Raw genomic sequence first — 21,468 nt, forward strand, 5'->3', positions numbered from 1 at the left:
ATCATTTGCACGGTATTTAAAAATAATGAGTCGTTGTGATCACATTCCCAGTTTCATTAGCTGCAAATTGGCAGCCTGCTTCAGCATTTCCAGATTTGACGCAACAACAGCAAGGTTGGTTGCTTGAAGCTGGGTCATTAACAGCCAAGCTTAAAAGTCACTGTCAGGCTTTTTCAGTTGAAGTTTTAAACGAGGCGCCATTTGACCTAACCGCCGAGCAACAAGCGTTACTCAATACCTCTCTAAGTCAGGCATTAAATCGCGAAGTGTTACTTCTATGCGATGGTAAACCAATGGTTTATGCACAAAGCTGGTTGCCGGCAGATGATACATTAAAAAAGCAGCAGTTACTAAGTATGGGAACAAGGCCGCTTGGTGATGTTATTTTTCAAGACCCAAGCTTATCGCGCACAGAAATAGAAGTTGCTGAGTTTTCACAGCAGCACGCTATCCAAGCTTTAACATCTGAAATTGGCTTCTCTTCACAACCATTGTGGGGAAGACGCAGTGTTTTTAGCTTATCTAATGCTCATTTTCTCGTGGCTGAAGTATTCTTACCTGGAGCGTATATTTACCTATGAAGCTAGCTGCACTTAAGGTCGCACATATACCTTACTATAAACAGTTAATGCGTACCGATAAGCCAATTGGCACCTTGTTGCTATTGTGGCCAACTTATTGGGCGCTGTGGCTTGCTGAGCTTGGCACACCGAGCTTATTAAATTTTGTGGTTTTTAGTTTGGGCGTCTTTGTGATGCGCAGTGCTGGGTGTGTAATTAATGACTTTGCCGATCGTAAAATAGATGGCTCTGTTAAGCGCACAGCTCAGCGACCGCTGGCAGCAGGTTTGGTATCAAGTGGTGAAGCTCTGAGCTTATTTGTACTGCTTATTGTGGTGGCCTTTGGTTTAGTGTTAACACTCGGATGGTCAACGATATTACTATCGTTTGGTGCTTTAGCACTGGCTTTTTGTTATCCATTTATGAAGCGCTACACGCAACTACCGCAAGTTGTGCTTGGTGCCGCATTCAGCTGGGCTATTCCAATGGCCTTCATGGCATCGATTGGCTCAGTGCCATTAGAAGCCTGGCTACTATTTACCGCGAATCTTGTTTGGACTGTGGCTTATGACACTATGTATGCCATGGTTGATAGAGATGATGATTTAAAGATTGGCGTTAAATCAACAGCAATCTTGTTTGCCAGCTATGACAGACACATCATCTTTTTACTCAATGCCTTGTTTATTACGATCCTTGCTTACATAGGTATGAGTAATCACCTTGGCTTGCCTTATTGGCTGGGCTTAGCTGCAGCGGTTGGTTTTTTACTTTATCAACAAACGCTTATTCATAAACGAGAGCGAGATCCTTGTTTCAAAGCGTTTCTGAATAACCATTATGTAGGGTTAGTGATTTTTATCGGTATAGCAGCATCCTTGCCACTGCCGTTTTAATTACCTAGGTGGGTCGATAATACCGCTGATTGAGGCATTTTTTCTGAACCAGCCCGCAATAGAGTAGCGTACATCGTTTGCGGGTAATACTTCATGCATAAAGCGTTCGCTTTCAAACATCACCAATAAGCCCGCTTGAGGTTTAATGACTATTTCAATGTCTTTACTTTTTGGTTTGTAGATCACCAATTCACCGCCAGACTCTGGCGTATTTAAGTAACAAACCGTTGTAAAAATGCGATTCGAACGGCCTTTGAAGGCATCATAGTGCTTTTTATAAAAGTCACCTTGTTGATACTTTGCATAATGGCATTCATAGTCAAATAAGCCTAAATAGAAGCCACGGTTTAACTGTGTCTTTATCGCTTCCATGGTCGCAAGGTAAGTAATTTGTGCTTGGCTTGAGCTATCAAACCAAAAGGTTTTATCTTTACGCACGGTTTTATCTATTTGTTGGTCGTTTAATCGGCCAATACCTGCGGTATGAAAATGCGGATTAATGCGATAGCAATCTGCAATTAAATCAGCAATTAAGCTTTCATCAATCGCGTTTTCAACAACAGCATATCCTGTACGTTCAATAGCATCTAAGTATGTGTCGGTAATAAGCGGTGCGGTCATTCATGTGCACAATCAAAAAAAGTGCGTAAGTGTATATGAAAAATTCTGCGATGCACGCTTTTTATGCAGTAAAAAAATGAAGAAATAAAGGGAGTTGGCTAGCCTGATTAATTACAGGCTAGCAGTATATAAAATAGCTTTTAGCTTTGGCTTGATAACGCCGTTTTTTCAATGAGGTCAAGTAAATGACTAACGTGAGAATTCTCATTGATTTGTTGATTTGTTTGGATCACAAGCTGCTCGTGTGCGATACCTTTATTAGTTTTCAATAACAGTAAATCTGGGTCTGAAGAGACAATATTTGTGTGTTCAATACTGGCTATTGCGATGTGGTTTGACTTTTTAAGGCCATCCATTACTTGCTCAATGCTACCTACCTTGATGCTTGATGTTTTATCAAAAGAATCGATAGCATCGTTTAGCATAGATTGCACTTGCTTTGACTGTGAAAAGCAGCTGTACATAGGGTAGTCTGCAAAGTCGCGTTTACTAATGTCGCTCTTATGCGCAAGTGGGTGGTTTTTAGCTACAAAAATAATCAGTTGATCAGGTAAATGTATATCACTACCAATGCTGTTCATTGCCTGAGAGCATACGCTAATATCAATTTCACCTAATTGCAGTTTACGAACAAGTTCACTTTGCTCTTGTAGTTGCATCTCTATTTTTACATGCGGATACTGCGCTAAAAATTGGCCGCAAGAAACAGGCACGACCGTGCTTGCTTTGTTGGTATAACCAATAACTAATTTTTCGTTAGTGCAACCGTTTAAAGATTCGAATAAACGCTTTTTGGTTTCTTCTAGATTGTCGAGGGTTTGTTTAGCGTACTCAAGGAAAAGTTCACCTTCTTTGGTTAACTTAACTGAGCGTGTAGAGCGGGTAACGAGCTCATAGCCAATTTCATCTTCGAGCGTCTGAATACTGCGAGTTAACGCTGAAGTGCTGATTTGGGTTTTTTCTGCAGCTTGTCGGAAATGCCTCAGCACCCCGAGCGCCACAAATTGTTCAAGTTGTTCAAATCTCACTTTAATAGTCCCTTGTTATAAGTAAGCCTTTTACGTCCAGGCAATATTATTATACTTCACGGTAGGCATAGTAAATTATTGTACCTATTTTGGGAAGTGTTTTACAGAAAAGTTACATCTAATCAGGATAACGGTCCTTAATCTCTAAGAAAAGTGGTAAATTTTCAAGTAATAAGTCGACTAGAATTGGATCAAAATGTTTCGCCCGCTGATCTTTTATGAGAGTTAACGCCTCTTCTAATGGCCAAGCCTTCTTATAACAACGGTCACTGCAAAGGGCGTCAAACACATCGGCGAGGGCGGTTATGCGGCCAACTATATTAATATCGTCTGCCATTAAACCTTGCGGATACCCTGAACCATCCCACTTTTCATGATGCTGGTAAGAAATTAAAGCACCGCATGTCAATATCTCGTTACTTGAGTTTTTTAATATTTCATAGCCGATTTCTGCATGGGTTTTCATTATTTCCCACTCATCATCAGTGAGTTTACCTGGTTTATTCAATATGCTGTCTGGAATGCTAATTTTACCAATGTCATGTAGTGGTGAAGCAAGCTTAATGATTTCACATTGAAATGGGTTAAGCTCTGAAAGCTGAGCAAGTAATTCACTATATAAAGCAACACGTTTAACGTGAGAGCCGGTTTCTTTAGAACGCTTTTCTACTGCTTCTCCAAGAATGTACGACAGCTCTTTTTGCGATTCTTTTACCATTTCTCTGAGTTTTAAATTATCGTAAGCAAGCGCGATATTGTTGGCATAAAACTCTAACAGTTGATGCTCTGTGGCCTGTAACTTACTGCCTTTATGAACATAAAGCATGGTTTCAAGGCCGGCTTTGGTAGGAAAGTAACCAATATAATCATTACTTGTTTTTAGTGATGATTTTCGCTCATGTGCATCTATAAATAAGTTTTTTACTTCATCAGGAATGGTGTTTTGCTGTGGTGTGGGGCCTACACCTGAGGCTGCAAGCAATTGAAAATCTTTTGCTGGTGACGATTGTAGATTAACGGCTGCAGCACAATAAATTTGCGTGTCATTAATGCCCATCACGTTAGTGACATGGCTTAAAATTGTTGAAGCAAATTCATGAACACTGTCACATTTTAAAAAGTTAGCAGACGCGTTGATGATCTGTTCAAGCCCATGCTTGTGGCGATCAATAATTTGAATATCGCGGTGTGCTCTTAAGGCTGAGTAGAGCAGGGTTTTAATTTTAATCGCGGTGAGCTCAGTTTTGTTTTTATAATCGTTGATGTCGTAATCGCGGATAATCGCTTCTTCTGGGGCTTCACCTGGCTGACCTGTGCGCAGAATTAAACGAATATCGTGGTTTTCTATTTCATCGCGAATGTATTGAATAAGCTCAAGACCAGCATGGTTGGTTTCCATTACCACATCAACTAGAGCAACAGAAAAGGGAATATCTTTTTTTAAAAACTCTTTTGCTTCGGCCGCAGAGTAGGCGTCATAAAAGCGCAGACCTTTATTTTCGAAAGTGAAGCCAGCTAATACTAGTTTCGTAACTTGATGGATATCTTCTTCATCATCAACAACAAGAATATGCCAGTATTCAGGCTCTTCAGTTTCTATATTATTTTCTTCTAACTGTTCTTCAGAAAATAAGAAATCATCCACAAAAACACCACTTATTGTTGTATCTCATACAATAAGTATAGAGGCAGAAATTTACTCTGCCTTATCTGAAACTGGTTTTTTTTCGATATTCTTTAATTCGATTTCAATAGCATCACAAGAAATGTGGATCTCATACAAAGAGGTGAGAAGTGACAAGGCTAAGCAAGCGAGGCTGATGCCAAATAAAATGATTCCTGTGGTATTAAACTCAATAAATAAAGCAAACATTGATAATGTACACATCAGAAAAGAGGCCACGCCATAAACCTGCATCACCCGAATGAGTTTAATGCGTTTTCTTAAATTGGTAATTTGCGCAACAACTAACGGGCGGATACTTTCCCCTTCACGTGCATTGAGCTCTCGAATAAGCTGAGCCAGCACCAAAAAACGGTTGGTGTAAGCAAGTAACAGTAAAGAAATTGCTGGGAATAACAGTCCCGGTGTTGTTAAAGTCATGTGGCTACCTTGAAATAAGCATTGCAGCGAAGTTAGTTGCTAGCGTAGTTTAGGATTTAAAGATAGAAAAGTAAAAGGGAAGTGATTTGCAAAACAATAATTTAAATCAACCTGCTAAGCAGGACCCATTCGCTTGGGTGAAAGTGTTTCAGGCTGAAAATGGCTTAGAAGCAAACATTATTAAAGGGCTTTTAAAAAGTAAAGGGATCGAATCGCAACTGCAAGGTGAGCTTTTACAAGGGGCGCTTGGGGAGATCCCATTTGAACAAACAGGGGTCGATATACTCGTTTACGCATTAAAAGAGCGCCAGGCGCAAGAAATATTGCTAAACTACCGGCAATTAAAACAATCGGCTCCTGACTGGGTATGCCCTAAGTGTCATGAGCTTAACGGAGCAACATTTGAAATATGTTGGTCTTGTGGGACTGTAAAGAATGACAAAAGCGAATAATTTTCAACGTATTAGAGAATTAAACTATTTGCAAAAAGCGGTGTTAGGTGGCGCATTACTTGAGCGTATGCTGCCTAATTACAGCTTATTTAGTGAAGCAACAGGGTTTGGTGATGCCGCGGTTTTTCGTAGCGCATTAAGTGTCTGCTGGGAAAAAATCTTACTACCAAAAAGTAAAATCAGCCTTGAAAAGCAAATTGAAAAAATAGAGCCGAATGTGCCAGAGCTTACTGACTTTGACATGTTCGGGACTTATCCCGCAATCGATACAGCAACCGCTTTGCTTGGCATGTTGCACGGTTTGATAGCCAAAGATGAACAAGAGTTTTTAAATATTAGTAAAATTTCACAGGCTTCAGTGGCTCGTTTCATTGAATATCAACTAACAGTGGATGGTGAAATTGCTGATAACAAAGCTGTTCGTGAACACCCTTTAATGCAGTATGAAATTGATGTGCTTGCAGAGCTTATTGATTTTGTAGAGCAAATGGGCCGAATTACCTCCCAGAACGTAAAAGAGCTTAAGCAACTTGCAGTATCTGACGGCCAAACCAACATCGGTATTGCAATTTAATATTCAGTAATGCGTATTTTCACTGTAAAATACGCGTTTGTTTTTTCTTGGTGGAGTAATTGATGCGAATTTTAGGTATTGAATCATCATGTGATGAAACGGGTATTGCCATTTATGATGATGAACAAGGCTTATTAGCACATCAACTGTATAGCCAAGTAAAAGTGCATGCCGATTACGGCGGTGTGGTACCTGAACTTGCGTCACGCGATCACGTACGTAAAACCTTACCTTTGATTGATGCTGCTTTTGCACAAGCGGGTTGTGGCCCAGAAGACTTAGATGGCATTGCTTACACCGCAGGCCCTGGACTTGTTGGTGCACTCCTTGTGGGAACTTCTATTGGTCGCTCATTGGCCTATGGTTGGAATATTCCTGCTGTAGCTGTTCATCATATGGAAGGCCACCTACTTGCGCCAATGCTTGAAGAGGACAAACCGGAATTTCCGTTTATCGCACTACTGGTGTCTGGCGGTCATACTATGATGGTTAAAGTATCTGGCATTGGTGAATACGAAGTGCTGGGAGAGTCTGTTGATGACGCTGCCGGTGAAGCATTCGATAAAACTGCGAAGTTATTAGGTCTTGATTATCCGGGTGGCCCACGTTTAGCAAAACTTGCGGAGCAAGGTACGCCTGAGCGTTTTGTATTCCCACGTCCGATGACTGATAAACCAGGATTAGATTTTAGCTTTAGTGGCTTAAAAACAGCGGCATCGCTTGCGATTCGTGATAGCGATGATGATGAGCAAACCAAAGCTGATATTGCTCATGCATTCCAAACCGCGGTTATCGATACATTAACTATCAAATGTAAACGTGCATTAAAGCAAACAGGTATCAAACGTTTAGTGATCGCAGGTGGTGTGAGTGCAAACGTGCAATTGCGTGCGCAACTTGAACGAGTAATGCAAGGCATGAAAGGGCGCGTGTATTACCCGCGCACAGAGTTTTGTACAGATAACGGCGCTATGATTGCTTATGCTGGTATGCAACGTTTGAAAGCAGGCCAGTTTGCTAGCCTAGATATGAAAACTAAGCCGCGCTGGCCTATTGATTCACTCGAAGCGTTATAATTGCTAGCTATTCTTGTTCAGGGGCTTTTTTCTTAGCCCCGACTTTAGGTTCTTCCCCAGCCATCAAACGAGTCATATTTGCTCTGTGACGGAAAATTATCAATACGGTTAAAAAGGTAACTGGCAAGGTATACAAAGGTTTTATCCACCATGTATAAAGAGGCGCTAAAGAAACCGTAACCAGTGCCGCAAGTGATGAATAACGTGTGATAGCAACAATTATGAGCCAGGTTGCGATCAGCATCCCACCTAGGGATAAACCAATGGGTAATAACGTACCAAAAGCGGTCGCAACGGCCTTACCACCTTTGAAGCTAAAAAACAGCGGATACATATGCCCTAAACAGGCTGCCACACCAATTAAACCCAACATTAGCGGGTCTATTTTTAAAAAGTAGGCACCCCAAACAGGGATGGTTCCTTTTAAAATATCAAAGACAAGAACTAAAACAGCGGGGACTTTTCCACCAAGGCGATAAACATTTGTAGCACCCGGGTTATTCGATCCATGACTGCGTGGGTCTGGTAGTTTAAACAGCCGTGATACAAGGATAGCGGAAGAGACCGATCCCAGTATGTAAGCTAAAACTAACATTAAAACTTCTAACACGCGCTTCCTTATTTTTTAATCTGCACTTTTGGGCTATCATTGGCGGCAAAACCATCTGCCGCTCTCATCGAGTAGAATGTAAGCACCTTATTGCAATGCATCTATCCGTTATTGTAGGGGTAATTTTTATATATTAAAACAGTATGACAGCTTATATAGCGCATTATTGTTATCAATAAGCGTTTAGTATGAGGAGTTGTTTTAATATTCATGTCACTTGGAGTATCAATGGACAAGGTATATATATCACAACTACATGTAGACACCATTATTGGCGTGTATGATTTTGAAAAAGAAAGTAAACAAAGCCTGTATTTTGATATCGAAATGTTATGTGATATTTCTGCCGCAGCGGCAACTGATGATATAAATTTAGCACTTGATTACGCCAAAGTGAGTGAACGAGTGATTGAGCATACAACGGCAAAACCCGTTGAGTTACTTGAAACTTTAGTTGAGCAATTAGCTGCTATTATTTTAGCTGAGTTTGCGACTAACCAAGTCACTATACGTGTTAGTAAACCAGCCGCAGTGCCACAAGCGCAAACTGTGGGAGTTGAGATCACCCGTCGTAAGGCAAACTAACATGGCGCAAATATTTATAAGCTTAGGTTCTAATGTCAATAAAGAGCATTATCTTCGACAAGCGCTTATTGCCTTAAAGCCTCACTTTCCAGGCTTTATACATTCGTCTGTTTATGAAAGTGAAGCTGTGGGGTTTGCTGGTAGCAATTTTTATAATTCAGTGGTTGCAGCAAAAACCGATATGCCATTAGCTGAACTATGTAAGCTATTGAAAAAAATTGAACTTGATAACGGCCGCACCCGTGAGGATAAAAAGTTTAGCCCGCGCACATTAGACCTTGATTTATTGTTTTATGATGACATTATCTGTGATTCGCCTGCGCAATTACCGCGGGATGAAATCACTAAAAATGCGTTTGTATTGCAGCCTCTTGCTGAAATTGCTCCCGATTTTTATCACCCCGTAGCTAAGCTAACTTTGGCTGAGTTATGGAATAATTATAACAACCCACAACAAAAACTATGGAAGGTGGAGTTTTCTAACCCATGAGTATTATTGAGATAATTGTTTTAGCCTTAATTCAAGGATTGACTGAGTTTTTACCTATTTCGAGCTCAGCACATTTAATTTTACCCTCACAAGTTTTAGGTTGGCACGACCAAGGCTTGGCATTTGATGTTGCGGTACACGTAGGTACACTGGGTGCTGTGGTACTGTATTTTCGTAAAGAAGTGGTGGATATTCTCGGTGCTTGGTTTAAATCCTTTGGCTCACAAGGCGCAACCGATGATAGTCGTTTAGGCTGGTGGATTATTGTTGCGACCATTCCTGCATTATTAATTGGTTATTTATTTAAAGATTTTGTGGAAAGCTACTCGCGTAATGCCTGGGTTATTGCCACCTCAACCATCGTATTTGGTTTGTTACTTTGGTATGCCGATGTAAAAGCAAAGCAAGTTAAGAATATTTACCAAGTAAACTTTTTCAGTGCGTTATTACTCGGCTTTTCACAAGTTCTCGCTATGGTATTCCCTGGTACATCCCGTTCAGGTATTACCATTACTGTGGGCTTAATGCTGGGTCTAAACAAGCAAAGCGCTGCACGTTTTTCGTTTTTAATGTCAATTCCAGTTATTGCTGCAGCAGGTTCATATTATGTGTATCAGTTGGCTACAGCGGGCGAGGCGATTGATTGGCATGCAATTCTATTAGGCGCAGGTTTATCATTTGTATCGGCTTATGCATGTATTTTCTTTTTCTTAAAAGTGATTGAGCGCATGGGCATGATGCCATTTGTTATTTATCGCTTACTATTAGGTGTCGGTTTGTTTGCATTCTTAATGCTGTAAAATAGGCTTTAAACTTAATTAAAAAACACCTCAAGTTGAGGTGTTTTTTTATGTTGGCTATTTGGCAATACTCTAATGCCGTGTAGTAATGGTAAGTAAAGCTTATATTTGGCATTATAACGCCTAACTTATCTCTTATTCATTTTGCTCAGGACAGTAGATGCATATTCACATTCTTGGAATTTGTGGCACCTTTATGGGTGGTATTGCCGCAATCGCTAAATCGTTAGGTCACACAGTGACAGGCTCTGATCAAAATGTGTACCCGCCGATGAGCACGCAATTAGAAGAGCTAGGAATTACACTCACCCAAGGTTATGACGTTGCCCAACTAGAACCCGCGCCAGATATGGTGGTGATTGGTAATGCTATGAGCCGAGGCAACCCTTGTGTTGAATACGTTCTTGATAAAGGCTTGCCTTATACTTCTGGTCCAGAATGGTTAAAGCATAATTTACTGCAAAACTCTTGGGTCTTGGCTGTGGCCGGAACACACGGCAAAACGACTACAGCCAGTATGCTGGCATGGTTACTAGAATACGCAGGAATGAAACCGGGCTTTTTAATTGGTGGTATAGTACAAAACTTTGGTGTGTCTGCTCGTGTTGGCGAAACTCCATTTTTTGTTATTGAAGCCGATGAATACGACACGGCGTTTTTCGATAAACGCAGTAAATTTGTTCATTACTTACCACGCACCTTAATTCTAAATAATCTTGAATTTGATCATGCCGATATATTTGAAGATTTAAACGCGATAAAGAAACAATTTCACCACTTGATGCGTACATTACCCTGTAGCGGCAAAGTGATTTGGCCAAGCCAAGACGAAGCACTACAAGATGTGATTGAACGCGGCCTTTGGAGCGAGAGCGAAACACTGGCGGGTGATTGGGATTACCGCTTACTTAAAGCTGATGGTAGTGAGTTTGAAGTGCTATTAAATTCACAAGTGCAAGGTGTTGTCAGTTGGCAAGCTATGGGCGAGCACAATGTCAAAAATGCCATTATGGCTATTGCAGCAGCCAGACATGTAGGCATCGCGGTATCAGTCAGTATTGCAGGCTTAGCCGAGTTTATCTCTCCTAAGCGCCGTATGGAGCTTAAAGCCGACGTTAACTCAATAAAAGTGTATGACGATTTTGCTCATCATCCAACGGCAATTAAAACGACCTTAGCAGGGCTACGTGCAAAAGTAGGCACTGAGAAGATAATTGCTATTTTAGAGCCTCGTTCAAACACTATGAAAATGGGCGTGCATCAACAAACCCTGATTGATTCACTTGATGCAGCAGATGATGTGTATTTATTTGAGCCAGAAAATTTAAGCTGGTCGCTTAAAGAATATGCAGACAAAGCAGGTATGCATTGTATGAAAAGCACTGAGGAAATCATTACTCAGGTTGTTGCCAGTAGCGCGCCTTCACAACATATTTTAATTATGAGTAATGGTGGTTTTGAAGGTATTCATCAGCGTTTAATCACTGCTCTTGAACAAAACTAACCAGTATACGGAGCTTAACTGTATGCAATTTAAAGATAAAATAACGTTAGCTTTTAGCGGTGCCTCTGGTGCTCCTTATGGCTTAAGGTTATTAGAAGTATTACTTGAACAGCAGTTTCAGGTGTATGTACTGATCTCAAGTGCGGCAAGAGTTGTGTTTGATACAGAATCGAATATCAAACTTTCGGGTAATGAAGACAAAGCGACAGAGCAGCTGAGTACGCTTTTTAATGCCGCTCCTGAGCAACTTAAAGTATTTGGTAAAGACAACTGGTTTAGTCCTGTTGCATCTGGCTCAGCTGCGCCGAAAAAAATGGTGGTATGCCCGTGTAGTGCAGGTTCTGTATCTGCAATTGCGGTCGGGGCATCAGATAACTTACTCGAACGTGCTGCTGACGTGGTTATTAAAGAGCGTGGGCAACTGATTTTAGTCCCGCGTGAAACGCCATTTAGCGAAATCCACCTTGAAAACATGTTGAAGCTAGCACGACTAGGCGTAACTATTATGCCTGCGGCACCGGGGTTTTATCATCAACCAGAGCAGATTTCAGATTTGGTTGATTTTATGGTGGCGCGAATTTTAGATCATTTAAACATTGAACATACTTTAACGAAACGTTGGGGTTATGGAGAGGGCAAACAGTGAGCGAAAAAACGATCGCATTAAATATTGAAGGCCTAAAAAAGGTTTATAAAAATGGTGTTGAAGCCGTAAAAGGCATTGATTTACAAGTTCAGCAGGGCGATTTCTTTGCTTTACTTGGACCAAATGGTGCTGGTAAATCAACCACTATTGGTGTTATCTCATCGTTAGTGAATAAAAGTGCCGGTCGTGTCCAGGTGTTTGGTCACGATATTGATACAGACCTTGAAGCTGCTAAGTCTGAACTAGGCTTAGTACCGCAAGAATTTAATTTCAGTCAGTTTGAAACACTAAATCAAATTTTGGTTAACCAAGCAGGCTATTACGGTGTACCAAGAAAGCTGGCGCATGAGCGTGCCGAAAAATACTTAAAGCAGTTAGGTTTATTTGAGAAAAAAGATAAACAAGCGCGCACCCTTTCAGGTGGTATGAAACGCCGTTTAATGATTGCTCGTGCACTGATGCATGAACCTAAATTACTTATTTTAGATGAACCAACAGCCGGTGTTGATATTGAGCTACGTCGCTCTATGTGGGATTTTCTTCGCGAGATTAATAAGCAAGGTGTGACCATCATCTTGACCACCCATTATCTAGAAGAAGCTGAGCTGTTATGTAAAAACATCGCGATTATCGACAGTGGTGTGATTGTTGAAAACACCACCATTAAAGCGTTACTTGCCAAGCTTGATAAAGAAACTTTCGTACTTGATTTAAAGCAACCAGTGCAGCCAATTAGCATTGAAGGTTACCAATACACACTGACCGATGATCACACTTTAGAAGTTGAAGTGGCGAAGTCTCAGGGCTTAAACCAGGTGTTTAGTGCGCTGACTGAACAAGGTAATACTGTGCTGAGTATGCGAAATAAAGCAAACCGTTTAGAAGAGCTGTTTGTAGGGTTATTAGAACAAGGGCGAGGCGAATAATGTTTAAATATGGAGTAGCGCTAAAAAGTATTTGGATCAAAGAGTGTATTCGCTTTTTACGTATTTGGGTGCAAACCTTAGTTCCGCCGGCAATCACGATGAGCCTGTATTTTGTGATTTTTGGTAATCTGATTGGTTCTCGTATCGGTGATATGGGCGGCTTTAGTTATATGGAGTTTATTGTCCCGGGTCTGATTATGATGTCGGTGATCACCAACTCTTACTCGAATGTTGCCTCGAGTTTTTATTCCACTAAATTTCAAAAAAGCATTGAAGAGCTCTTAGTTGCACCAGTGCCAAACTACATCATTGTACTTGGCTACATGGGCGGTGGTATGACACGAGGTATGCTGGTTGGTTTAATTGTTACCTGTGTCTCTTTGCTATTTGTTGATATTCAAATTCATAATATTTTTGTGATTATGGCTACGGTTATTTTAACGTCGGCTGTATTTGCGTTAGGCGGACTTATTAATGCAATTTATGCTAATAGCTTTGATGATATTAGTATTATCCCGACCTTTATTTTAACGCCGCTGACTTATCTCGGTGGGGTGTTTTACTCTATCACCTTGTTGCCAGAATTTTGGCAAGGCGTATCGCAAGTAAACCCAATTATTTATATGGTGAATGCATTTAGATATGGTTTCTTAGGTGTGTCTGATGTCGATTTATCGGTAGCATTTGGTGTACTTGGTTTATTTATTGTGGGTTTATTTACGTTAGCATTGACCCTTATTAAACGTGGTGTGGGGCTTAGACACTAATGACGGATGCAAATTCGAGAAGTATTGTATCGAATCAACATAGCTTACATGAAAAGCTAGACGAAATTGTTTTAAAGCACTTAAGTGCTGAATTTAAAAAGCCGATTGCAGAGCATACGCAAGCGGCTTTTGATCAGGTAAACGAAAAGGTGCAGGCATTTAACGGGCCTATTATTCTTGATTCGTGTTGTGGTGTAGGTGAAAGTACCGCTAACTTAGCTAAACGTCACCCTGATGCATTGGTGATTGGCATTGATAAGTCATCACATCGCTTAGATAAGCATGATATTGAATACAAGCAAACGGATGCAGGGCAGTACATTTTAGTACAAGCTGATTTAAATGATTTTTGGCGCTTAGCGGTGGCTGCAAACTGGCAACCGAGTCATCATTACCTGTTGTATCCAAATCCTTGGCCAAAAGCAAAGCACTTGCAAAGGCGCTGGCACGGTGCTGCAATTTTTCCGTATATCGTTAAATTAGGCGGCCGCTTAGAGCTGAGAAGCAACTGGGATATATACGTAAAAGAGTTTGCTCGCTCATTAGAGCTTGCTGGGCATAAGTGCGATGTAGAGCTGTATGAAAGCGATACTGCAATTACCCCATTCGAGCGTAAATATTGGGCCAGTGGTCAACAAAGTCACCGTTTGGTGATCAACCTTTAATGAATATAGGGAGTCGGTGGTGCAAAATGACTCCCTTGCATTAAAGTAACACCCGCTCGAGCAAGCGCGTCAGCTATTTGTTCGTTATCAACTTGCTCAGCAATTACATCTAACTTTAGTTGCTGAGCATATTTCACCAAGTTTTCAATAAATAGATAGTTATCTGTATTGGTATGAATTTGGCTCACCAACCCTTTATCTAGCTTTAAGCCATCAATTTCGAGCTTCCTAATGTGGGGTAAGTTTGAAAAGCCCGCGCCGAATTCATTGATAATAACCTGAGCACCTTTATTTTTTAAGGTATTAATAAAGGTTTTTACTTCACTAAAGTAAGCGATAGCATCACGCTCATAAAACTGAAAAATAATATTATGAGGCTGCGGATAGCGCCTAAGTTGTAACTCTAAAAACTCGCTTAAGCTTGGGTCGAGAATATCTTGTGCGGTAATGTTGATACTCCAGCGCACATTGGTTTTTCTAAACTGCTCAATGCAGCGAGTAAACATGGTGCGTCTTAAAAGACCGTCCATACGTGAGCGCTTTAGCACCATCATAAAGTAATCTGGCGCATGAATACGACCCGTGGCACTGGCCATTCTGGCTAGGCATTGATAATGGTCAATCTGTTTGCTTTGGTTATTATAGACTGCTTGAAAGTAAGGTACGATACGGTTGTTATCGAAGGCTTCTTTTACTTCTTTGGCAAGCGTAACATTGCTTCTAAATTTCTCTTCAACCTGCTTAAACACATTTTCATAACGCACGATACGCTGATTATTAAGCTTTGCTTGTTGCAGCGCAACATGGGCATTTTCAATCAGCATTAATTTATTACCTGTAGCAATACCTGCATACAAGCTCACGTAGATATAAGGTTCTTTCAACGCAGGAATTGCATAGTTAAAAGCATTAATAACATCATCGATATTACGCTCATCACTATGCGTTCGTAATAGCGCAATTTTATTCGTTGCTAATCGATAAACAAACCCTTCGCTAGGCATCCTTGATTGAAAATAGCTAAGCAAGTTAGCCATTACTTTGTCGCTCACTTCAGTGCCATAAAAACTGCTAATATCTTCTAACTCATTAATGGCAATAACTGCTAGCTCCATACGGTGTTTGGTGGTTTTCTTTATGTAGTATTCCAGCGCGACATGGTTCGCAAAGCCGGTGCGGGCATCTGTTGAGAGGGAGCGTTTTAGTTGTAAAAAATACAGCCCAGCAATTAGCGCTGCAATAAAGAAAAAGAAACAGCCTGTGATCATTGCACGGGTCACACTGTGCTGCAGTTGCTGATTTAAGTCACTAATGGTTATGTCGGCACCAGTTATATAGGTGTGACCATTATCATCGACAAAAGTCACAAAGATGCTTTTAAAATAGCCCCATTGATCTTTTGATACCTCAAATACTGGCTCTGTCGAAAAAAAGGCTTCTTTGTTAAGTTCTGTCGCTTCGGGGTAGGCATCTAGAAACTGTGTTACGCGGCCATTGTTTTGATCTTTTTGCGTGTAACTCGAGGCACTAAAATAGACTTTGCCGTCGCGCAGTACCATTGCGTACACATAGGCAAGCTGCATTTGTTTTGCATACTCAGATAGGGCTCGGCTTTTGTCTTTATATATTGCCGAAGAGATTGGTAAGCCCGCATTAACTATATTGTGATAGTCATCACCTAGGATATGTTTGACACTGACCGCAGCATTAAGCAGTTTGGTATCGATATTCTCCATGATCTCACTACGCGTGGTTTCATAGGTGTAATAGATATAGCCAAATAAGCTAATAAAAAATGCGGCGAAGCCATATAGCAGCCAGCTGGTTTTTTGCATTCCTTTGGGCATAGAGGTTCCCTTAGCAGTTATCGTTTGATTATACTCAAAAAAAGCGTGTCTGATAGTATAAAATGACTGCAAATTTCATTAACTGATCACTTTTTTGTCATCGAAATTAGCGCTTTTTTGCTTTATGCGAGACATTTTCGTGATATTCCAGTAAAGTTAGCCAATTTCGTAGAAACAGTGCCGCAAAAGTGCTTACCTAGATGTCCCATCATCGGGTGCATTTTTAGCTGCTAATTATGGGTATTAGGATGGATCAAAAGCGTTGTGCCGTCGCCTCTAAAGAAAGCTTGATTCGTATTTTTACGGTGCCAGAAGCACCAGACTCGACATTAAGTAAAATCGAATCTGAAATTTCTAGCAACTTAGCTGGGTTCTTAAATGAGAACATAGCTGCTATCGAAAAGCCTTTGCACGAAATTGAAAAAGACTTTCAAACGGCTACTATTCCAGAAGAGCCGACCTTTGTATCTGACTATGCTCAAGACATAATGGAGCAGTTAGTTGCTCATTCTGTTCATACCGCTGCGCCGAGCTTTATTGGCCATATGACCTCAGCATTACCGCATTTTGTGTTACCGCTGTCTAAGTTAATGGTCGGTCTTAACCAAAACCTAGTAAAAATTGAAACTTCAAAGGCATTTACGCCTCTTGAAAGACAAGTTTTGGGCATGATGCATCACCTTGCATATGGTGAAGACGACAGCTTTTATAGTAAATGGATGCACAGCGCGAAAACGTCATTAGGCGCATTTTGTTCAGGTGGCACTGTTGCTAACATTACTGCACTATGGATTGCCCGCAACCGTTTATTAAAAGCGGATGGTGACTATAAAGGTATTGCTGCACAGGGTTTAATCGCTGGAATGCTGCATTATGGTTATAAAGGCTTAGCTGTGCTTGTTTCTGAGCGAGGCCATTACTCATTAGGCAAAACCGTTGATTTACTGGGTATTGGTCGCGATAACATTGTCGCAATTGCAACCGGCGAAAATAATAAAGTCGATGTTGATGCGATGCGTAAAAAGGCTCATGAGCTTGAAGCCTCTGGCATTAAGGTAATGGCACTCGTGGGTGTTGCTGGGACGACTGAAACAGGCAGCATAGATCCACTAAATGAAATGGCTGATTTGAGCGAAGAACTTGGCTGTCATTTTCATGTCGATGCTGCATGGGGTGGTTCAACCTTATTATCTTCAAATTACCGCCACCTATTGAGCGGTATCGAACGCGCTGATTCAATAACCATTGATGCACACAAACAAATGTATGTACCAATGGGGGCTGGTCTGGTGTTATTTAAAGACCCTGCTGCGACGGATGCTATTGAGCATCATGCGGAATATATTCTTCGTAAAGGCTCAAAAGATTTAGGCAGTCATACCCTTGAGGGCAGCCGCCCTGGTATGGCAATGTTAGTGCATGCTTGCTTACGTGTTATTGGCCGTAAAGGCTACGAGATGCTAATTGATCGCAGTATCGTGAAAGCCCGCACTTTTGCCGACATGATCAAGCAGGATGAAGACTTTGAGTTAATCTCAGAGCCTGAGCTTTGCTTATTAACCTATCGTTACGTACCAAAAGAAATCCAAGCGAAGCTTAAAGATGCTGACGAAGAAACGAAATTAGATATTTACGCTTCGTTGAATCGCTTTACTGCAAGCATGCAAAAACGTCAGCGTGAAGCGGGTCGTTCTTTTGTATCGCGTACTCGTTTAACTCCTGCAAAATATGACCATCAGCCCACCGTGGTATTTCGCGTTGTATTAGCCAACCCGTTAACCTCTAAAGCAATTCTAAAAGATATTTTAGCGGAGCAAAAAGAACTAGCGAAAACTGATCCGGTATTTAAAAAGTACTTGAGTAAGTATATGGATTAGAAAAGGGAGCGTGATGCTCCCTTTTTATTATACCCAAGCCACCTCAAGATGCAGAATTCAGCGTTTCACAGGTGCTTAATATCAAGGCGTTACTTTGCAAGAATGGTAGTCCCTTTTAAGAAGTAACAACGATGAGAGTAAGTGCCTGTGAAACGCCCAGAGGGTTGGTTTAAAAGCGATTTATACTGCGTTATTGATTTTAACAATAGAACCACTATTATTTGCAATCAATGCCTTGCCTAAATCGCTTTTTATTCCAACTGAAACTCGCATCTTGAGGTGGTTTGGGTATATTCACTAAAGCAGCTTGCTTTGATCATGTTACTGATAATCGCTTGCGAAGGTTTTATTTTTTCCATTGCCAAAAACTCATCTGGCTGGTGGGCTTGGTTAATTGAGCCGGGCCCCATGACTATGGTTTCACAGCCAAGCTGTTGAATAAAAGGAGCTTCTGTACAATAGTTTACAGCGACAGCAGGTTGACCTGAGACTTTTTCGGCCAGCTTTACTAGTGCTGTATCAGTGCTACCACTAAATGCTGGGATAGGTTCATGCATGTCGATAACGCTCACTGCATTTGGGTATTGGGCATTAATCTCTTCTGCGGCTGTTAGCAAAATCGCTTGTAGTTCTTGCACACTTAAACCAGGTAAAGGCCGCATATCAATGTGCATTTCACAGCAACCACAAATGCGGTTGGCATTATCGCCACCATGGATATGGCCGAGGTTCAAAGTAGGGTACGGGATTTCAAAGTGCTCAACTGAATATTTATTCTTTAATTCTTCTTTGATGATTAACAATTTTGTAATCATTTTATGCATGACTTCGATGGCGTTTAAACCACGTTCAGGATCAGAGCTATGGCCTGAGCGACCAATTACTCGGATCGCTGTACTCATATGGCCTTTATGAGTAAATACTGGTGTCATATCAGTTGGCTCACCAATAATACAGCGCGCTGGTTTTAAGTCTGGATGGCGACAAATTTGTTGTGCTCCCGCCATTGTGGTTTCTTCATCGGCTGTGGCTAGAATTAATAGTGGCTCTGTTTGTTTAGTTTCATCGAGCTCACTAATTGCTTGCAATACAAAGGCAAAAAAGCCCTTCATATCAATACTACCTAAACCATAAAGTTTATTGTCATGCTCACTAAGTTTGAACGGATCGTAGTTCCAGCGGCTATCATCAAATGGCACAGTATCAGTATGACCTGCAAGCATTAAACCGCCATCTCCTTCACCACGTTTCGCTAATAAGTTGTAACGGCCTTTACCGTTTTCAAGCTCTGTGATTTCACATGTAAAACCAAGGCTTTCGCACCAGTTTGCGAGCAAGGTAATAACCCCTTTATTGCTCATGCACAAAGAATCTTCAATCGCACTAATTGAAGGGGCAGCAATTAGCTGCTGATACATAGATATAAAAGAGGGTAGCGACATAAAAAAATCCAAAAATAATTATTCAATCTAATTGCATAACAATATAAAAGTATTTATGATGAATATCAATTCACTTTTTAAGCATAAATATTAGTAAAGCTGTACGATGAACACGAAACGACGATAACCTGATTTCATTACTTTAGACAGTGTTTTTATTCGCAATTGAGCGAGTAATTTTAGGCGTATCGATAAATAGATTTAATAGGTAAAAGTAAGCAATGAATGTAGTGATTATTGGCGCAAGTGGTTATAGCGGCGCAGAGCTAGCAAGTTTAGTTGCTAAGCATCCAAAACTGACCCTACAAGCATGTTATGTGTCTGAAGGGAGTTTAGATAAAGGTAAGTTATTAAGCGATTTATACCCTGAGCACCTTGGATTGTTAGAGTATCCACTACAGCCTCTAACTGCTGAAGCGTATAAATATATCGAAAGCAATGCTGACTATGTATGCCTGTGTACAGATCACAAGGTCAGTGTTGATCTTGCCCCCCAATTTTTAGCCATGGGTAAAAAAGTATTCGACCTATCTGGTGGTTTCCGTTTAGCTGGGAATGAGGATTACCTAACTTATTACGGTTTCGCACATGAACACACTGAGCTTTTAGAGCAAGCAGCATATGGTTTAGCTGAATGGAATAGCGATGCGATTAGTAAAGCAAACCTTGTTGCTGTAGCGGGTTGTTACCCAACAGCAGCACTTAATTCTTTAAAACCACTTAAAGAAGCGGGTTTATTAGCTGATCAAGCCATTATTGTTAATGCGGTGTCAGGTGTTACAGGCGCTGGTAGAAAAGCCAGTGTTAATACCCACTTTTGCGAAGTGTCACTTGCTCCTTATGGCTTGTTTAACCACAGACACACACCTGAGATTGAGCAGCACCTTGGTCACTCTGTGCTATTCACGCCACATTTGGGTAACTTCCCCCGTGGAATTTTAGAAACTATTTATGTGCAATTAAAACCAGGCGTAACTGCAGAGCAAGTGAATGCGGCTTATCAAGTATTAGCAAACGAGCCGTTAATTCGTTTACTTGGCAATAAAATTCCAAGCATTAAAGGCGTAGCTAAACAACCATTTGTTGATATTGCATGGCAACAAAAAGGTGAGCAACTCATCGTTATGTCAGCGATTGATAACCTCCTAAAAGGTGCAGCTGGGCAAGCATTACAGTGCATTAATTTAGCCATGGGTGAACCTCACCACACTGGTTTAGTAGGAGCGCTGTAATGAAAACTTGGATCATTAAAGTCGGTGGTGCTGTATTAAATAGCGCAGATGCCGCAAAAGCGCTTTTTGATGTTTTAGCTTCTGAGCAACAAGATAACTTTGTCATTGTTCATGGTGGTGGTGCCTTGGTGGATGCTTGGCTTAAAGACGCCGGCTTTGTAACTGCAAAACATCAAGGTTTACGTATCAGCCCAAATGAGCAAATGCCTTATATTGTTGGTGCTCTTGCAGGTTGTGCCAATAAACAATTGATGAGTCAAGCAATCAGCGCTGGCCATAAACCTGTGGGTTTAAGCCTTTATGAAGCGGGTGTACTGGTATCTGAAAAACTTAAAGTATTGGCGCAAGTAGGTCAGTGTTCGGGTAGTTGTGACAGCGTGCTACCTAGCATGCTTGAACAAGGTCGTTTACCCCTAGTGAGCTCTATTGGTTTTGGGGAAGATGGCCAATGGTACAACGTCAATGCAGATGAAGCCGCAGCGGCTATCGCTAAAGAGCTTAATGCAGAACTTATTTTTATGACAGACGTAGAAGCTGTGCTTGATGCCAATAAGCAGCCTCTACATCAACTTAATACGCAGCAAATCGAAACACTTATCCTTGAAGGAGTCATTCAGGGCGGGATGGAGGTCAAAGTAAAGACCAGCCTTCTTGCTGCCCAACATTTACGACGTGGTGTGTATATCTCAAGCTGGCTGAAGCCAGAGAACTTAGTCGCTTTATTAAAAGGCGAACATGTAGGAACGAAAATTACACCATAGGTATT

At 41.1% G+C, this 21,468-nt stretch carries 23 protein-coding genes; 16 read left to right on the forward strand and 7 right to left on the reverse strand.

The features are described 5' to 3' along the window. Positions 1–35 precede the first annotated feature (35 nt). Positions 36–581, forward strand: coding sequence for a chorismate lyase (locus MTF66_RS20810; protein ID WP_054560961.1), 546 nt, complete (start codon positions 36–38; stop codon positions 579–581). Continuing rightward, positions 578–1,456, forward strand: a complete 879-nt coding sequence (gene ubiA, locus MTF66_RS20815) for a 4-hydroxybenzoate octaprenyltransferase (protein ID WP_248528429.1) — start codon at positions 578–580, stop codon at positions 1,454–1,456. Before MTF66_RS20810 ends, ubiA begins: the two co-directional genes overlap by 4 nt. Here ubiA and MTF66_RS20820 read toward each other — a convergent pair whose 3' ends face one another. The 4 genes from MTF66_RS20820 to MTF66_RS20835 form a co-directional block, all read right to left on the reverse strand. Further along, entirely contained in the window at positions 1,457–2,077 is a 621-nt protein-coding gene (locus MTF66_RS20820; RefSeq protein ID WP_217875792.1) for a 2OG-Fe(II) oxygenase, read from the reverse strand. Positions 2,078–2,217: 140 nt separating this feature from the next. Continuing rightward, the gene (locus MTF66_RS20825) at positions 2,218–3,105 is read right to left on the reverse strand and encodes a LysR family transcriptional regulator (protein WP_248528432.1); all 888 of its coding nucleotides are present in this window, start codon (positions 3,103–3,105) and stop codon (positions 2,218–2,220) included. A gap of 118 nt (positions 3,106–3,223) precedes the next feature. Then, positions 3,224–4,750 carry a response regulator gene (locus MTF66_RS20830; protein ID WP_058585823.1) on the reverse strand — a complete coding sequence of 509 codons (1,527 nt, stop codon included), beginning with the start codon at positions 4,748–4,750 and terminating at the stop codon, positions 3,224–3,226. 51 nt (positions 4,751–4,801) lie between these two features. Beyond that, entirely contained in the window at positions 4,802–5,209 is a 408-nt protein-coding gene (locus tag MTF66_RS20835; protein WP_054560956.1) for a DUF2721 domain-containing protein, read from the reverse strand. 86 nt (positions 5,210–5,295) lie between these two features. On the opposite strand from MTF66_RS20835, the gene MTF66_RS20840 reads away from it, so the two are divergent. From MTF66_RS20840 to tsaD, 3 genes are all read left to right on the forward strand, one after another. Continuing rightward, positions 5,296–5,661: a DUF2007 domain-containing protein gene (locus MTF66_RS20840; protein ID WP_055198283.1), complete on the forward strand. Its 366-nt coding sequence runs from the start codon at positions 5,296–5,298 to the stop codon at positions 5,659–5,661. After that, on the forward strand, positions 5,645–6,235 hold the full coding sequence (locus MTF66_RS20845; protein WP_058585822.1) for a YjaG family protein: 591 nt from the start codon (positions 5,645–5,647) through the stop codon (positions 6,233–6,235). The genes MTF66_RS20840 and MTF66_RS20845 overlap by 17 nt, the downstream gene beginning before the upstream one ends. 62 nt (positions 6,236–6,297) lie before the next feature. Then, positions 6,298–7,311, forward strand: a complete 1,014-nt coding sequence (gene tsaD, locus MTF66_RS20850) for a tRNA (adenosine(37)-N6)-threonylcarbamoyltransferase complex transferase subunit TsaD (protein WP_058585821.1) — start codon at positions 6,298–6,300, stop codon at positions 7,309–7,311. 7 nt (positions 7,312–7,318) lie between these two features. On the opposite strand, the gene plsY is transcribed toward tsaD, so the two are convergent. Continuing rightward, entirely contained in the window at positions 7,319–7,921 is a 603-nt protein-coding gene (gene plsY / locus MTF66_RS20855) for a glycerol-3-phosphate 1-O-acyltransferase PlsY (protein WP_248528435.1), read from the reverse strand. Positions 7,922–8,149: 228 nt separating this feature from the next. Between plsY and folB the strand changes: the two genes are divergently transcribed. The 8 genes from folB (at position 8,150) to MTF66_RS20895 (ending at position 14,304) form a co-directional block, all read left to right on the forward strand. Next, entirely contained in the window at positions 8,150–8,506 is a 357-nt protein-coding gene (gene folB / locus MTF66_RS20860) for a dihydroneopterin aldolase (RefSeq protein ID WP_055021570.1), read from the forward strand. 1 nt (position 8,507) lies between these two features. Beyond that, on the forward strand, positions 8,508–8,996 hold the full coding sequence (gene folK / locus MTF66_RS20865) for a 2-amino-4-hydroxy-6-hydroxymethyldihydropteridine diphosphokinase (RefSeq protein WP_058585819.1): 489 nt from the start codon (positions 8,508–8,510) through the stop codon (positions 8,994–8,996). Beyond that, a complete protein-coding gene (locus tag MTF66_RS20870; RefSeq protein ID WP_054560951.1) occupies positions 8,993–9,796 on the forward strand; it encodes an undecaprenyl-diphosphate phosphatase in 804 nt (267 codons plus the stop codon). Before folK ends, MTF66_RS20870 begins: the two co-directional genes overlap by 4 nt. A 160-nt stretch (positions 9,797–9,956) precedes the next feature. Beyond that, entirely contained in the window at positions 9,957–11,300 is a 1,344-nt protein-coding gene (mpl, locus tag MTF66_RS20875; protein ID WP_248528438.1) for a UDP-N-acetylmuramate:L-alanyl-gamma-D-glutamyl-meso-diaminopimelate ligase, read from the forward strand. A gap of 22 nt (positions 11,301–11,322) precedes the next feature. Continuing rightward, positions 11,323–11,946 carry a flavin prenyltransferase UbiX gene (locus MTF66_RS20880; protein WP_054551081.1) on the forward strand — a complete coding sequence of 208 codons (624 nt, stop codon included), beginning with the start codon at positions 11,323–11,325 and terminating at the stop codon, positions 11,944–11,946. Continuing rightward, positions 11,943–12,872, forward strand: coding sequence for an ABC transporter ATP-binding protein (locus MTF66_RS20885; protein WP_055021568.1), 930 nt, complete (start codon positions 11,943–11,945; stop codon positions 12,870–12,872). The genes MTF66_RS20880 and MTF66_RS20885 overlap by 4 nt, the downstream gene beginning before the upstream one ends. Then, positions 12,872–13,639 (forward strand): ABC transporter permease, encoded by a 768-nt coding sequence (locus tag MTF66_RS20890; protein ID WP_036970898.1) that lies wholly within the window; start codon positions 12,872–12,874, stop codon positions 13,637–13,639. Before MTF66_RS20885 ends, MTF66_RS20890 begins: the two co-directional genes overlap by 1 nt. Then, positions 13,639–14,304, forward strand: a complete 666-nt coding sequence (locus MTF66_RS20895) for a tRNA (guanosine(46)-N(7))-methyltransferase TrmB (protein WP_248528441.1) — start codon at positions 13,639–13,641, stop codon at positions 14,302–14,304. The genes MTF66_RS20890 and MTF66_RS20895 overlap by 1 nt, the downstream gene beginning before the upstream one ends. Here the strand turns inward: MTF66_RS20895 and MTF66_RS20900 are convergent. Next, complete coding sequence (locus MTF66_RS20900; protein WP_175082438.1) at positions 14,301–16,151, reverse strand: GGDEF domain-containing protein; 1,851 nt, start codon at positions 16,149–16,151, stop codon at positions 14,301–14,303. The two genes, MTF66_RS20895 and MTF66_RS20900, sit on opposite strands and share 4 nt — an antisense overlap. Positions 16,152–16,399: 248 nt before the next feature. Here MTF66_RS20900 and panP point away from each other — a divergent pair, with 248 nt between their 5' ends. Continuing rightward, on the forward strand, positions 16,400–18,028 hold the full coding sequence (gene panP, locus MTF66_RS20905; protein WP_054560945.1) for a pyridoxal-dependent aspartate 1-decarboxylase PanP: 1,629 nt from the start codon (positions 16,400–16,402) through the stop codon (positions 18,026–18,028). A 251-nt stretch (positions 18,029–18,279) separates the two neighbouring features. Here panP and argE read toward each other — a convergent pair whose 3' ends face one another. Further along, entirely contained in the window at positions 18,280–19,470 is a 1,191-nt protein-coding gene (argE, locus tag MTF66_RS20910) for an acetylornithine deacetylase (RefSeq protein WP_248528444.1), read from the reverse strand. A 221-nt stretch (positions 19,471–19,691) separates the two neighbouring features. Here argE and argC point away from each other — a divergent pair, with 221 nt between their 5' ends. After that, positions 19,692–20,702, forward strand: a complete 1,011-nt coding sequence (argC, locus tag MTF66_RS20915; protein ID WP_248528446.1) for an N-acetyl-gamma-glutamyl-phosphate reductase — start codon at positions 19,692–19,694, stop codon at positions 20,700–20,702. Next, positions 20,702–21,463, forward strand: a complete 762-nt coding sequence (gene argB / locus MTF66_RS20920; RefSeq protein WP_054560942.1) for an acetylglutamate kinase — start codon at positions 20,702–20,704, stop codon at positions 21,461–21,463. The genes argC and argB overlap by 1 nt, the downstream gene beginning before the upstream one ends. Positions 21,464–21,468: the final 5 nt, after the last annotated feature.

The sequence above is a fragment of the Pseudoalteromonas sp. 2CM39R genome (genome assembly GCF_023161845.1).

What these genes read in the sequence shown, in the direction of transcription:
- tsaD (WP_058585821.1), top strand. Translation starts at nt 6,298, where the DNA reads ATGCGAATTTTAGGTATTGAATCATCATGTGATGAAACGGGTATTGCC.
- MTF66_RS20820 (WP_217875792.1), bottom strand. Translation starts at nt 2,077, where the DNA reads ATGACCGCACCGCTTATTACCGACACATACTTAGATGCTATTGAACGT.
- panP (WP_054560945.1), top strand. Translation starts at nt 16,400, where the DNA reads ATGGATCAAAAGCGTTGTGCCGTCGCCTCTAAAGAAAGCTTGATTCGT.
- MTF66_RS20900 (WP_175082438.1), bottom strand. Translation starts at nt 16,151, where the DNA reads ATGCCCAAAGGAATGCAAAAAACCAGCTGGCTGCTATATGGCTTCGCC.
- folK (WP_058585819.1), top strand. Translation starts at nt 8,508, where the DNA reads ATGGCGCAAATATTTATAAGCTTAGGTTCTAATGTCAATAAAGAGCAT.
- MTF66_RS20870 (WP_054560951.1), top strand. Translation starts at nt 8,993, where the DNA reads ATGAGTATTATTGAGATAATTGTTTTAGCCTTAATTCAAGGATTGACT.
- MTF66_RS20880 (WP_054551081.1), top strand. Translation starts at nt 11,323, where the DNA reads ATGCAATTTAAAGATAAAATAACGTTAGCTTTTAGCGGTGCCTCTGGT.
- argC (WP_248528446.1), top strand. Translation starts at nt 19,692, where the DNA reads ATGAATGTAGTGATTATTGGCGCAAGTGGTTATAGCGGCGCAGAGCTA.
- folB (WP_055021570.1), top strand. Translation starts at nt 8,150, where the DNA reads ATGGACAAGGTATATATATCACAACTACATGTAGACACCATTATTGGC.
- ubiA (WP_248528429.1), top strand. Translation starts at nt 578, where the DNA reads ATGAAGCTAGCTGCACTTAAGGTCGCACATATACCTTACTATAAACAG.
- mpl (WP_248528438.1), top strand. Translation starts at nt 9,957, where the DNA reads ATGCATATTCACATTCTTGGAATTTGTGGCACCTTTATGGGTGGTATT.
- MTF66_RS20895 (WP_248528441.1), top strand. Translation starts at nt 13,639, where the DNA reads ATGACGGATGCAAATTCGAGAAGTATTGTATCGAATCAACATAGCTTA.
- argB (WP_054560942.1), top strand. Translation starts at nt 20,702, where the DNA reads ATGAAAACTTGGATCATTAAAGTCGGTGGTGCTGTATTAAATAGCGCA.
- MTF66_RS20835 (WP_054560956.1), bottom strand. Translation starts at nt 5,209, where the DNA reads ATGACTTTAACAACACCGGGACTGTTATTCCCAGCAATTTCTTTACTG.
- argE (WP_248528444.1), bottom strand. Translation starts at nt 19,470, where the DNA reads ATGTCGCTACCCTCTTTTATATCTATGTATCAGCAGCTAATTGCTGCC.
- MTF66_RS20845 (WP_058585822.1), top strand. Translation starts at nt 5,645, where the DNA reads ATGACAAAAGCGAATAATTTTCAACGTATTAGAGAATTAAACTATTTG.
- MTF66_RS20890 (WP_036970898.1), top strand. Translation starts at nt 12,872, where the DNA reads ATGTTTAAATATGGAGTAGCGCTAAAAAGTATTTGGATCAAAGAGTGT.